Source organism: Corynebacterium sp. HMSC074C01, from assembly GCF_001814605.1.
Classification (GTDB): domain Bacteria; phylum Actinomycetota; class Actinomycetes; order Mycobacteriales; family Mycobacteriaceae; genus Corynebacterium.
The window spans coordinates 18,787-31,249 of the sequence record NZ_KV817275.1 but is presented as its reverse complement, the minus strand read 5'-3'; the positions used below and the strand labels follow the sequence as shown (position 1 = coordinate 31,249).

General features: G+C 62.5%; 12 protein-coding genes and 4 tRNA genes. 14 read left to right on the top strand and 2 right to left on the bottom strand.

From position 1 onward, the window contains the following. Positions 1-6 precede the first annotated feature (6 nt). Genes HMPREF2978_RS05250 through HMPREF2978_RS05230 form a run of 5 tightly spaced genes read left to right on the top strand, consistent with a single transcriptional unit; the run spans position 7 to position 4,646 of the window. A complete protein-coding gene (locus tag HMPREF2978_RS05250; RefSeq protein WP_070447990.1) occupies positions 7-609 on the top strand; it encodes a hypothetical protein in 603 nt (200 codons plus the stop codon). Next, a complete protein-coding gene (menD, locus tag HMPREF2978_RS05245) occupies positions 602-2,293 on the top strand; it encodes a 2-succinyl-5-enolpyruvyl-6-hydroxy-3-cyclohexene-1-carboxylic-acid synthase (protein WP_070526031.1) in 1,692 nt (563 codons plus the stop codon). Before HMPREF2978_RS05250 ends, menD begins: the two co-directional genes overlap by 8 nt. After that, positions 2,294-2,737, top strand: a complete 444-nt coding sequence (locus HMPREF2978_RS05240; protein ID WP_070526029.1) for a DUF3592 domain-containing protein — start codon at positions 2,294-2,296, stop codon at positions 2,735-2,737. Between the two features lie 8 nt (positions 2,738-2,745). Next, entirely contained in the window at positions 2,746-3,945 is a 1,200-nt protein-coding gene (locus tag HMPREF2978_RS05235) for a glycosyltransferase family 4 protein (protein WP_070526027.1), read from the top strand. 11 nt (positions 3,946-3,956) lie between these two features. Then, the gene (locus tag HMPREF2978_RS05230; RefSeq protein WP_046647771.1) at positions 3,957-4,646 is read left to right on the top strand and encodes a demethylmenaquinone methyltransferase; all 690 of its coding nucleotides are present in this window, start codon (positions 3,957-3,959) and stop codon (positions 4,644-4,646) included. Positions 4,647-4,665: 19 nt separating this feature from the next. Here the strand turns inward: HMPREF2978_RS05230 and HMPREF2978_RS05225 are convergent, their stop codons facing one another. Further along, the gene (locus HMPREF2978_RS05225) at positions 4,666-5,904 is read right to left on the bottom strand and encodes a geranylgeranyl reductase family protein (RefSeq protein ID WP_070744482.1); all 1,239 of its coding nucleotides are present in this window, start codon (positions 5,902-5,904) and stop codon (positions 4,666-4,668) included. A 93-nt stretch (positions 5,905-5,997) separates the two neighbouring features. Here HMPREF2978_RS05225 and HMPREF2978_RS05220 point away from each other — a divergent pair, with 93 nt between their 5' ends. Together HMPREF2978_RS05220 and HMPREF2978_RS05215 are read left to right on the top strand one after the other, a co-directional pair. Next, positions 5,998-7,002 (top strand): polyprenyl synthetase family protein, encoded by a 1,005-nt coding sequence (locus HMPREF2978_RS05220; protein WP_070744480.1) that lies wholly within the window; start codon positions 5,998-6,000, stop codon positions 7,000-7,002. A 76-nt stretch (positions 7,003-7,078) separates the two neighbouring features. After that, positions 7,079-7,160: transfer RNA gene (locus tag HMPREF2978_RS05215), tRNA-Tyr, on the top strand. A gap of 50 nt (positions 7,161-7,210) precedes the next feature. On the opposite strand, the gene HMPREF2978_RS05210 is transcribed toward HMPREF2978_RS05215, so the two are convergent. Then, positions 7,211-8,314 carry a glutathione S-transferase C-terminal domain-containing protein gene (locus tag HMPREF2978_RS05210; RefSeq protein ID WP_070744478.1) on the bottom strand — a complete coding sequence of 368 codons (1,104 nt, stop codon included), beginning with the start codon at positions 8,312-8,314 and terminating at the stop codon, positions 7,211-7,213. Between the two features lie 245 nt (positions 8,315-8,559). Between HMPREF2978_RS05210 and HMPREF2978_RS05205 the strand changes: the two genes are divergently transcribed. From HMPREF2978_RS05205 to rplA, 7 genes are all read left to right on the top strand, one after another. Then, positions 8,560-8,635, top strand: a tRNA-Thr gene (locus tag HMPREF2978_RS05205). 34 nt (positions 8,636-8,669) lie between these two features. Then, positions 8,670-8,741, top strand: a tRNA-Met gene (locus tag HMPREF2978_RS05200). 127 nt (positions 8,742-8,868) lie between these two features. Next, a tRNA-Trp gene (locus HMPREF2978_RS05195) sits at positions 8,869-8,944 on the top strand. Between the two features lie 25 nt (positions 8,945-8,969). Further along, positions 8,970-9,296 (top strand): preprotein translocase subunit SecE, encoded by a 327-nt coding sequence (secE, locus tag HMPREF2978_RS05190; protein WP_070520982.1) that lies wholly within the window; start codon positions 8,970-8,972, stop codon positions 9,294-9,296. Between the two features lie 139 nt (positions 9,297-9,435). Beyond that, positions 9,436-10,344, top strand: coding sequence for a transcription termination/antitermination protein NusG (nusG, locus tag HMPREF2978_RS05185; protein ID WP_070744476.1), 909 nt, complete (start codon positions 9,436-9,438; stop codon positions 10,342-10,344). 165 nt (positions 10,345-10,509) lie between these two features. Further along, positions 10,510-10,953 carry a 50S ribosomal protein L11 gene (gene rplK / locus HMPREF2978_RS05180; RefSeq protein WP_010189723.1) on the top strand — a complete coding sequence of 148 codons (444 nt, stop codon included), beginning with the start codon at positions 10,510-10,512 and terminating at the stop codon, positions 10,951-10,953. Positions 10,954-11,050: 97 nt separating this feature from the next. Further along, positions 11,051-11,755: a 50S ribosomal protein L1 gene (rplA, locus tag HMPREF2978_RS05175; protein ID WP_070744475.1), complete on the top strand. Its 705-nt coding sequence runs from the start codon at positions 11,051-11,053 to the stop codon at positions 11,753-11,755. Positions 11,756-12,463: the final 708 nt, after the last annotated feature.

The window sequence follows — 12,463 nt, the reverse complement described above, 5'->3', positions numbered from 1 at the left end:
AATCCCATGACCAACAACAACGGCGACAACGAGACGCGGCAGTTCGGCCGCGTCACCGGTGAGAACGAAACCCGCCAGTTCGGCGCGCCCCAACAGCAGCCGCCACAGCGTCCCCAACAACACTTCCCGGAGCCCGGATCCCAAAACACGCAGGCCTATGGTCAGCCCTATCAGCAGGGCTATGACCAGAACTATCAGCAGCCGCAATATGACCCGGTCCCGTCCAGCTACCAGGTGGAGCAGCCGAAGAAGGGCGGGGGAGCCCTGTCCTATGTCTTCGCGGCCATCGCTGCTATCGCCGTCGTTTTCGCCGGCGTGCTGTTCTTCCTGTGGCGCGGTGCGGCAGCGGATGCTGACAAACCCGCCCCGGAGCCGGTTACCGAGACCGTGACCACCGAGGTTCCCACCACGGTGACCACCACCAAGAGCTCGCCGCGGGATAACCTCCCCACCGATATTCCGACGGAGCTGCCGACGGAGCTGCCGCCGGACGTCCAGGACCGTGTGGACCAGGGTGGAGCCGAATTGGAAGGGTTGATCAATGACCTCTTCGAGCAATTCGATTCGGGCATGGAAGAGCTCGATACGGGTGGTGCAGGCAATGCCTAATACTGAATCTCACACCGAGCCCACTGCCTCCGCGCAGCCGGAGTCGATGCAGCTGGCCGAAGCACTGGCGGCCCAGCTTTCGCGGCACCTCACCGACGTGGTTATCTGCCCGGGTTCGCGCAACGCACCGCTGTCTTTGGCGCTTCTCGCGCGCAGCGATATTCGCGTGCATACCCGCCTGGATGAGCGCTCCGCCGCCTTCGCTGCTTTAGGTTTGGCACGCGTCCAACGCCGGCACGTCGGCATCGTGATGACCTCCGGCACCGCGGTGGCTAATGCCCTGCCCGCGATGGTGGAGGCGCATTACTCGCATACCCCGCTGGCCGTCATCAGCGCGGACCGGCCGGCCCGCTTGGTGGGCACGGGGGCCTCCCAGACTATTGAGCAGCCCGGCATCTTCGGCGTGTATGCGGAGACCACCCAGGTGGAGAGCACGAGTGATATCCCGCTTATCGCGGAGCGCTTTTTGAATGACCGCCAGGTGCACATCAACGTGGCTCTCGATGCCCCGCTGGTAGGCGAAGAGCTGCCCGGTAGCCCGACGGATTACACGCAGCACCGCGCTCGTACCCCGCGGTGGGCGAATCACGGAGAGGTGGCCGTCGATCTCAGCCGCAACACGCTCGTCATCGCCGGCGATGAGGCCTGGGAAGTCGAAGGCCTGGAGGATGTCCCCACCATCGCCGAGCCCACGGCACCTGCGCCCTATCACCCGGTGCACCCGGCCGCAGCACACCTCTTCCGCCGCGCCCAAGTCTCCGCCAACGACTACGTGGTCAACACCAAGGTGGAGCAGGTCATCGTCGTGGGCCATCCCACCCTGCACCGCGGTGTCCTGGCACTGCTGAGTGATCCCGATATCGACCTCATCTGTCTGTCGCGCACGGAAGATTTCACCAACCCCCGTGGCGAGTCCGCGCAGCTGGGTACCACCGCCAAAACCAGCGGCGAGCCCACGCGAGAGTGGATGAAGATCTGCGAAGGCGCGGCCCAGATGGCGGCCGACGGTGTTCGTGAGGTTCTGGCGGAGACCACCGGTGAGGATGCCACCAAGCCCGAGATCGGCTTTACCGGCCTCCACGTCGCCGCCGCGGTGGGGGACACCCTCGCCGTCGGAGATACCCTCGTCCTGGGCGCCTCCAACGCGGTGCGGGATGCGTCCTTCATCGGCCTGCCCTTCGACGGTGTGGAGACCTACTCGCCGCGCGGGGCCGCCGGCATCGACGGCACCATCGCGCAGGCTATCGGCATCGCGCTGGCCACCCAGTCCCGCGAGGCCGACGCGCCCCGCGCACCGCGCACCGTGGCGCTCATGGGGGATGTCACCTTCCTCCACGACGCCACTTCGCTCATCCTCCCCGAGGATAACCCGCGCCCGGAGAACCTCACCATCGTCGTCTCAAATGACGACGGCGGCGGCATCTTCGAGGTGCTCGAACAGGGCCGCGAGCCCCTGCGCGACTCCTTCGAGAAGGCGTTTGGAACGCCGCATGGGGTGGGCGTCGCCAAGCTGGCAGAAGCCTGCGGCGCTGAGCACCGAGAGGTGAGCTCGGCGCAGGAGCTGCTTGATGTTCTCGCAGAGCTCAAGGAATACTCCACCGGCATCACTGTCGTGGAGGCGCATACCACGAGGTCCTCGCGCCGCGCGCTGCAGGAAGCACTGAACGCCAAGGTGGGTCAGTAAATGGTGCGGCGCCGGGTGCGCCAGCTGCTCCTGGTGCTGTATGTCGCAGCACTGGTGGGCATAGCGGGAATGGTCATCGGTCCTCTTCTCAATGACCGCACCATCGGCGCCAACCCCGGGCGCGCCCTGGCCACGGTGACGGATGTCGGCACCTTGCGTACCTTCGTGGATTTCCAGGACTCCGAGGGGATCTATCACACCCCGCCCACCGGCCTGCTCTATCCCACCGGGCTGGGGGAAGGACAGCAGGTCTGGGTGCTCTATGCCAAGAACAACCCGGACCTGGTCAAGGTAGAAGGCCGAGAATGGACGCTATCGATCATCCCGGCGCTGTCCTCTGCGGCCGTGGCTACCCTAATCGCCGGTGCGTTGTGGTGGGGAAGCGGGAAAATTAACCGGAATTTAGCGCGTGCTTTACCAGCAGAGCACCCGGGAAAGGAATGATGAGGCACATGCGTGTAGCCATCGTCGCGGAATCCTTCTTGCCTAATGTCAACGGAGTGACCAACTCCGTGCTGCGTGTCCTCGAACACCTCCACGAGCACGGCCACGAGGCCATCGTCATCGCCCCCGGTGCCCGGGATGGGCAGGAGGAGATCCCCGATTACCTCGGCTTCACCATCGTGCGCGTGCCCACCGTGCGGGTGCCGCTGGTGGATTCGCTTCCGGTCGGAGTGCCCACCTCCGCTGTGGACGAGGCGCTGCGCGAGTTTAAGCCGGACATCATCCACCTGGCCAGCCCCTTCGTCCTGGGAGCTGCGGGAGCATTCTCTGCACGTCAGCTGCGCATTCCGGCAGTGGCGCTGTACCAGACGGACGTTGCGGGCTTTGCCACCAAGTACCACGCTTCCGCGCTGGCCTATGGGGTGTGGGAGTGGCTGCGCACCATCCATAACGCTTGCCAGATGACTCTCGCGCCGTCCTCGCTCACCATCTCCGATTTGGAGAAACACCACATCAAGAACGTGCGCCACTGGGGCCGCGGCGTGGACTCGGAGCGCTTCCACCCCTCGAAGCGCTCGGCGGCGCTGCGCCGCGAGTGGGAGCCCACGGGGAAGAAGAAGATCGTCGGCTTCGTCGGCCGCCTGGCCGCAGAGAAGGGAGTGCACCGCCTGTCCGCGCTTAACGGTCGCGAGGACATTCAGCTCGTCATCGTCGGTGATGGCCCCGAGCGCCCGCTGCTGGAGGCACAGCTGCCGGATGCTGTCTTTACCGGGGCATTGGGAGGCGAGGAGCTGGCCGCGGCCTATGCCTCCCTGGACATCTTCGTCCACGCCGGCGAGTTCGAGACCTTCTGCCAGGCCATCCAGGAAGCACAGGCCTCGGGCGTGCCCACCATTGGCCCGCGCGCGGGCGGCCCGGTGGATCTCATTGAGGAAGGTTACAACGGGCTGCTTCTCGACGTCCCCACGTTCGTCGAGGACCTCCCCAACGCAGTGGACGCTCTGCTCAACCCGGAGATCCACGAGGAGTTGCGGGAGAACGCCCGGAAGTCGATTGCCTCCAAGACTTGGCCGGCTCTCTGCGAGCAGCTGCTGGGTTACTACGAGGAAGTTCTGGAGGGTGTTCGCGAGGTGCCGCTGACCATTCTGGGCCAGCGCCCGGAGCTGCCGCGCTGGGCCGCTCGCGCTCTGGGAGCGCGGGTCGCCTAAACTAGGCGCTTGTGTCTAAGGCAGATCTGGAGAAAAAGCCCTTCGATGTCGCGCGCATGTTTGACGCGGTGGGCAAGAAGTACGACATCACCAACACGGTGCTGTCCTTTGGTCAGGACGCGCGCTGGCGCCGTCTGACGCGTGAGCGGCTCAACCTGAAGCCGGGGGAGAAGGTCCTCGACCTGGCTGCCGGAACGGCTGTTTCCACGGAGGAGCTGTCCAAGTCCGGCGCGTGGTGCGTGGCCTGTGATTTTTCACTCGGCATGCTCGCGGCTGGCGCGGAGCGCGATGTTCCCAAGGTAGCCGGCGATGGAATGCGCCTGCCTTTTGCGGATAACACCTTCGATGCGGTGACCATCTCCTATGGTTTGCGCAATATCCACGACTTCGAGCTGGGCCTGCGGGAGATGGCGCGCGTGACCAAGCCCGGCGGGCGTCTGGCGGTGGCGGAGTTTTCTAAGCCGGTCATCCCGGTCTTTGGCACCGTCTACAAGGAGTACCTGACCCGCCTGCTGCCGCCGATTGCCAAGGTGGTCTCCTCCAACCCGGAGGCCTATATCTACCTCGCAGAATCCATCCGCGCGTGGCCGGAGCAGCACGAGCTAGCCGCTGCCATCAACCGCAACGGCTGGGAGCAAGCAGGCTGGCGCAACCTGACCTTCGGGATCGTGGCGCTGCACTCCGCGGTGAAGCCTGCCTAGGGGCCTAAGCCCAATGGGCTTAGGCCCAGAGCGGGGTATCGCGCCGCAGCGCGGAGACCGTCCCGCCGGCCAGCCGCCAGGCGCGGGCGAGGAGGTCCTTGTCTTCTTCCGTAATGAGGTTGCCCATGAGGCGTGCAGCGGCCGGCATGAGCATGCGGCCGATGGGTCCGCGCATGGCCACAGGTCCGGCCAGCGGCAGGAATTGCGGGTAAGTCAGCAGGCGTGCCGCGGTGCGGGCGAGCAGGAAGGCCTCGCCATATTCGGCGCGCAAACGGTCTGGCCACGCCAAGGTCAGGTCCTTGGTGCCGAGCATCTCCACGGCGAGTGCTGCCGTTTCCAGGCCATAGTCGATGCCCTCGCCGTTGAGCGGGTTAACGCAGGCCGCCGCGTCACCGATGAGCATCCAATTGGCGCCGGCAACTCCAGACATCGCACCGCCCATCGGCAGCATCGCCGAGGTAACGTTGCGCAGCTCGCCCAAGCCCCACTCCGAACGCTGCTGTTCAGCGTAGAAATCCAGCGCCTTCTTCGTGTTGAGGCGGGCCGGGCGGGCGGCCGTAGAGAGCGCGCCCAAGCCGATGTTGACGCCGTTTCCCAACGGGAAGATCCAGCCATAGCCCGGCTGCACTACACCCTCGGGATCCTTGAGCTCGACGTGGGAGTGCATCCACTCCTCGCCGTCGTGGGGCGAATCGGCGTAGGCGCGCGCGGCGATGCCATAGACCTCCTCGCGGTGCCAGGTGCGGCCCAGCTGCTTACCAAACGTCGAACGCACGCCGTCGGCCACGATGATCCATCGCGCGCGCACGCGGCGCTTGCCGACGGAGAACTCCACCAGCCGGTTGCCGTCGAGCTGCGGGGCCGTTGCCGTGCCGGTGAGAAGCTGCGCGCCGGCTGCCTGCGCGGCCCCAACCAACAGTGCATCGAATTCATAGCGCGGCAGCGCCGTGCCTTCGTGCGAGGGGTAGGTCTCAGGCCACGGGGCGGTCACGGTGCCGCCGAAGCCGTGCAGCTTGAGCCCGCAGTTGCGGTAGGAAGCATTGACCTCGATGCCGAGGAGCTCCAGCTGGTGCATGGCGCGCGGGGTCAGTCCATCGCCACAGGTCTTGTCGCGGGGGAAGGGGGAGGCGTCGACAAGCAGCGTCTCATGGCCGGCGCGTGCGGCGTGGATAGCGGCGGCAGCGCCAGCGGGCCCAGCGCCTACGATGGCGACGTCAACAAGGGTGGAATCGATCTGCTCCGACATGGGGACTATCATTGCACGGGATAGTGGCTACGAGTGTGTTGAGGGCCGTGCCATGGGCTACGGTAAGTAAACACTAGGATTTTTGAGCTTAAAGGAACACGTTTAATGTCACACGGCCAAACTCACGCCAAGCACGTGGACTTGGGGGATGCGCAGCTCACCGAGCGTATCAACGCCGGGATGGCTGCTGTAGAGGACCTGCTGAATACGGAGCTCGACCGCGGGCAGGACTTCATTAAAGACAAGGTGCGCCACCTCTCCCTGGCCGGGGGCAAGCGTTTCCGCCCGATGATGGCGTTGTTGGCCTCCGAGTTTGGTGAACGCTCACAGTCCCCTGAGGTGGTTAAGGCAGCAACCGTCGTGGAAATGGTCCACGTGGCCACGCTCTACCATGACGATGTCATGGATGAGGCGGACCGCCGCCGCGGCGTGGATTCCGCGAACTTCCGGTGGACCAACTCGGTGGCCATCCTGGCGGGCGATGCACTGCTCGCGCACGCCTCGCGGCTGATGAGCCAGCTGGACACCCACACGGTGGAGCACTTCGCGGAGACTTTCGAGGAGCTCGTCACCGGCCAGATGCGGGAAACCATCGGTGCTGGCGAAGCCAATGCCGTGGAGCACTACACGGCGGTGATCCGGGAAAAGACCGCGGTGCTGATCGCATCCGCCGGCTACCTGGGTGCCTACCACGCGGGTGCGGGCCCGGAGCAGTGCGAGGCCCTGCGCCAAATCGGTGCGGCCGTGGGCATGATCTTCCAGATCGTCGACGATGTCATCGACATCTTCTCCGACTCCGAGGAATCCGGGAAGACCCCGGGCACGGACTTGCGCGAGGGTGTGTTCACCCTGCCGGTGCTCTATGCCCTGGAGGAGGAAGGTGAGGTCGGCGATGAGCTGCGTGCGCTGCTGACGGGCCCGCTTGAGGATGACGCCTCCGTACAGCGCGCCATCGAGCTGCTATGGCAGTCGGGCGGCCGCGATAAGGCGCTGGCCGACGTCAACGCGTACCTCCGCGTGGTGGAAGACCAGCTCTCCCTGCTGCCGGAGTGCACGGCTAGTGAGGCTCTGCGCCAGCTGGCTGACTACACCGTTCAGCGCGTGGGTTAAAAGCCCCTCCTGCCTGGCGATTTGCATGTTAGGTGGGAGTTCATAGTAAAGTACATAACCGCACTCAAGAGTGCTTGCCAGGTTGCCCGAGCGGCCAAAGGGAGCGGACTGTAAATCCGCCGGCATTGCCTTCAGAAGTTCGAATCTTCTACCTGGCACAAAACAAATCCCGCAGACGCAAAGATGTGTCTGCGGGATTTTCTTATCGCTATCGCTGGAAGTCCGTGGGGTTCTTTAACCGCTCGGCCTCAGGCAACGGCCCCGGCAGGGTGGTGCCTTCGGCGAATGGTGCACCCGGCAGATGATCGCGGCCGTGAGGCTGGGCCAACCCAGACAGATCCGGACCGGCCGGCACGATTTGGGTGGGATTAATTTCGCGGTGGACGATGTAGTAGTGCTGCTTGATCTCCGTGAAGTCGGTGGTATCGCCGAAGCCCGGGGTCTGGAAGAGTTCGCGAAGGTAGCCGTAGACATTCGGCATCTCGCTGATTTTGTTCCGGTTCGTCTTGAAGTGGCCGTGGTAGACGGCATCAAAGCGGATCAGGGTGGTGTATGCCCGGATGTCGGTCTCCGTGATGTGATCGCCCATGATGAAGCGGCGGTGGGCTAGTCGCTCTTCCAGCCAGTCGAGGACCTCAAAGACATCCGCATAGGCTTCTTCGTAGGCCTCCTGTGATGCGGAGAACCCCGCGCGGTACACGCCGTTGTTGAGCTTCCTGAAGATGAAGTCGTTGATTTCTTCCATCTCCTCCTGCTGCTCGGATGGCGGCAGCAGGTTGGGTGCGCCTTCTCGCTGGAACTCGGGCCACTCCGTTTGGAAGTCCCGCACCATGGAGTTGAAGTCGTTGGTCACGACCTTGCCGCTGGATTCTTCCACCAGTGCTGGCACGGTGATTCCCCGTGGGTAGTCCGGGAAGCGCTTGAAATACGCATCCTGCAGGCGGGGGATGCGCAGGACGGGATCGAGTCCGTCGGGGTCGAGATCGAAAGTCCAGGAGCGTTTGTCATGGGTCGGGCCTGCCAAGCCTAAGGAGATGACATCCTCCAGTCCCAACAAACGCCGAACGATGACCGCGCGGTGCGCCCACGGGCAAGCGCGCGCGGCGATGAGACGGTAGCGGTGGGGTTGCACCGGCCAGTGCAGGGCTTCTCCACCCTCGTTATTGGCGGGCTGTGGCTCATCGCTGGTGATGGAGGCGAGAATGCGATCGCCGATGTAGTTGGTATCCCGCTTGAATTCGCCCTCCGTCGAGGCATTCTGGGCGTCCCCGGCCCAGTCCTTCGATGGTTCTTTGTGGATGTCAGTAGTCATTTTTCCTCCCTGTAGCCGGCAAAGTATTTGATACGTCAACAATAGCTGGATTTGGCATACAGGTGGCAAGAGGTGGATTGCCGCGAGTGTGACGAAGGGGTTGTTAGGGATGGATTTACGTGTTTAAAAGGCCCCTAAAAACCAATGGTGTACTGGCGATTTGTGTTGTTTAAGCGTTTCGGGTTAATCTTTTCAAGGCTTCAACGAGAGCACAGCGGAGAAAATCCGTGACTCTAAGAGGCTGTGCCCCCTTAGCTCAGTCGGCAGAGCGTTTCCATGGTAAGGAAAAGGTCGACAGTTCGATTCTGTCAGGGGGCTCCATTCATGTTTCTGGAAGCTTTCAGAAAGTGAATATGGCGGTGTAGCTCAGTGGTAGAGCAAGCGACTCATAATCGCTGTGTCGCGAGTTCAATTCTCGCCATCGCTACCGGGAAAGAAAAGCGTCCGCGCACGGGCGCTTTTTCACTACCGACTCCCAGCCTTATACGGCACGTGGTTTCCATGGGGAATCACCGTTCTGGTAGGGTTGTGCGTTGTCCCAAAAGGGCACGCAGAGGGGCGTGGCGCAATTGGTAGCGCAACGGTCTCCAAAACCGTAGGTTGCAGGTTCGAGTCCTGTCGCCCCTGCCACATCACTTCCAAGGAGGGAATCGCCGTGAGCGATGAAAAGCAGCCGAGCACCGGGGCTCCGCGCCCAACCGGCAAGCGTCAGCTCTCTGGCGCAGCGACCACCTCTACTGATTCCTACACCGACAAGCGCGTCGTGCGCGTCGAGGATAAGAAGGAAGATTCTTTCGGCGGATCCGTCGGCTCCTTCCCGGGTGAAGTCGTCTCTGAGATGAAGAAGGTCGTGTGGCCTACCGGCAAGGAAATGCTTCAGTACGTTCTGGTGACCTTCGCCTTCCTTATCGTCCTCACCGCTCTGGTGTGGGGCGTGGACACGCTGACCGGCCTTGGAGTTGAAGCAATCCTCGCGCCTTAGTAAACTAATCTCATACTTTCATCCCGCCGCCTTCCCGCTAGCTCGACTAGGGGAAACGGCGGGATACTTTTTGCCCTAGTCCCGCCGAGTACCCTGGTGGGGGACTAGAAGAATGAACACCAATTTGGAGTAGCAGACAATGAGCGAAGAAAACACTGGCACCTCCCTCGAGCAGGCCATGATCGATAACGTCCAGGAACAGGCCGCCGAGGCGGTCGAGGCTACTGAGGAAGCCCAGCAGCCGCAGGAGGAACTGTCCGCCGAGGAGAAGGAAGCCGCTGAGAAGGAAGCTGCTACCAAGGCCGCTGAGGCCGCTCTCGGTGGCGTCTCGGATGAGGCTGGAGGCGAGGGTGCGGGGGAGACGTCGGCAAGCGCTGAGGCAGACGCCGCCGCTGCCGCAGACGCCGAGTACAAGTCCCGCCTGCGCGCCTTTACCCGCGAGCTGAAGAAGCAGCCGGGCCAGTGGTACATCATCCAGTGCTACTCCGGTTATGAGAACAAGGTAAAGACCAACCTCGACATGCGCGCCCAGACCCTTGAGGTGGAGGATTCCATCTTTGAGGTCGTCGTGCCGGTCGAGCAGGCCATTGAAAAGAAGGACGGCAAGAAGAAGGTAGTTAAGCGCAAGCTGCTGCCGGGCTACGTGCTGGTGCGCATGGAGCTTAACGACGCCGCCTGGTCCGTCGTCCGCGATACCCCAGGCGTGACCTCCTTTGTGGGCAACGAGGGCAACGCTACCCCGGTGAAGATCCGCGACGTGGCTAAGTTCCTCATGCCGAACGATCCAACGGTCTCTCCGGAGACCTCCGCTGCCGACTCCGAGGGCGAGCAGGTTGTGGCCATGCCGGAGAAGGAGGCCGCCAAGGCCTACGCGCACGACTTCGAGGTGGGCGAGGCCGTCACCATCCTGTCCGGCCCGCTGGCTTCCGTGTCCGCCACCATCTCCGAAATCGATCCGGAGACCGGCAAGATGCAGGGCCTGGTGTCCATCTTTGGCCGCGAGACCCCGGTGGAGCTGTCCCCGACGGAAATCGAGCGCATCTCCTAAAAAGCGATTTTGAGCTGGGCGCACGGTGTTCTAAACTTGAACGCCGTGCGCTTTCGCGCATGTTGAAACGTTCATCCTCCGGTGGCCCACAATGCGTGAGCATCCGGACGGGGCGCTGTTATTCATCGTGGCGGCACTCCGGTACCACAGGAAAGAGGTAATTCGATGGCTCCCAAGAAGAAGGTCACTGGCCTGATCAAGCTCCAGATCGAGGCAGGCGCTGCTAACCCGGCTCCGCCGGTCGGCCCGGCACTCGGTGCCCACGGCGTCAACATCATGGAGTTCTGCAAGGCCTACAACGCTGCGACCGAGTCCCAGCGCGGCAACGTCGTGCCGGTGGAGATCACCGTCTACGAGGACCGCTCCTTCGACTTCAAGCTGAAGACCCCGCCGGCAGCGAAGCTCCTGCTCAAGGCTGCTGGCATCAAGAAGGGCTCTGGCGTTCCGCACACCGACAAGGTTGGCTCCGTGACCTGGGATCAGTGCAAGGAGATTGCACAGACCAAGTTCGAGGACCTCAACGCTCGTGACATCGAGAACGGCGCCCGCATCATCGCTGGTACCGCTCGCTCCATGGGCATCACCGTTGACGGCGTCCCGGCTAAGTAAAAATTCGATTTAATGCGCGATACGTTCTGTGTCGCGCGTGGCAGGGCCAGCTTCGGCCCGCTAACACCACATCAATCCAAGAAAAGGAATTGCACTTATGAGCACCAAGTCCAAGGCATACAAGGCTGCCGCTGAGCTGGTAGACCGCTCCCGTCAGTACCGTCCGATCGAGGCCGCCAAGCTGGCCAAGGAGACCTCCTCCAAGAACTTCGACGCCACCGTTGACGTTGTCTTCCGCCTGGGCGTTGACCCGCGTAAGGCTGACCAGCTGGTTCGCGGTACCGTTTCCCTGCCGCACGGCACCGGTAAGGACGTCCGCGTGGCCGTCTTCGCTGAGGGCGACAACGCTGAGGCCGCTAAGGCTGCTGGCGCCGACATCGTGGGCACCGAAGAGCTGATCGCTGCCATCAACGAGGGCAACATCGACTTCGACGTTGCTATCGCTACCCCGGATCAGATGGCCAAGGTTGGCCGCGTTGCCCGCGTGCTGGGCCCGCGTGGTCTCATGCCGAACCCGAAGACCGGCACCGTGACCGCTGACGTGACCAAGGCTGTTGCTGACGTCAAGGGCGGTAAGATTTCCTTCCGCGTGGACAAGGCTTCCAACCTGCACGCCATCATCGGCAAGGCTTCCTTCGATGCTGAGAAGCTGGCTGAGAACTACGGCGCGCTGTACGACGAGATCATTCGCCTGAAGCCGTCCTCCGCTAAGGGCGTCTACGCCAAGAAGATCACCATCTCCACTACCTCCGGCCCGGGCATCCCGGTCGATGCTTCCGTGGAGAAGAACTACACCGACTAATTGATGTCTGTGTTAACGGCGTAAAGGCCTCGGCTCATTCGTGAGCCGGGGCCTTTTCCTATGCTTCACCTGCGCTTGGCTGCAGAGCACTACGCGGATCTTCGCGAAACGGATTACATTCTTTGTTCCTCTTGTAACTCGCAACGTCTGCGTGCCTCCATCGACGTGCTAGAGCCATCGGACAAATGGCGTCTGATAAAAGGCATCAGTCATAAGGCGTTTTCACGGCGGAAAACGCCTTTTACTCATGGCAGATGGCGTTTTTAGACCCAAAGACGCCTTTTACCAGATGCCTGTAGTCAGATGCCTTTTGTGGGACGCCCTCCTGACGTAAACCAATGTAGTGCGGAAGAATCCCATCCCACCGCCGAATAACACTAGGTAGCAGCGGTAGGAGTGGCGTTGTTCATCCGCCCATGGCCTCAATCGGAAAGCCTTCGTTTATGCAGGTTAAGCGACTGGGTTTCACTGACAGGTAATTGGCAGTAAAGTGCGATGGCCTTATAAGGAAAGTGCTGCATACTAATTCTTGTGCGTTTGAGAGAGGCGCATGAGAGATAGAGAGAACACCCTGAGTCTTGCAGGGCGGGCGGCGTGAGAAACCGCCTGATAGACAAGACCCCTTACAACGCGGGTTCCGGATTTCACTGGGACCCGCGTTGTGCTGTGTGTCCCAAGTCAGGTGCTCCACGTCGTGGACTTAAGCGG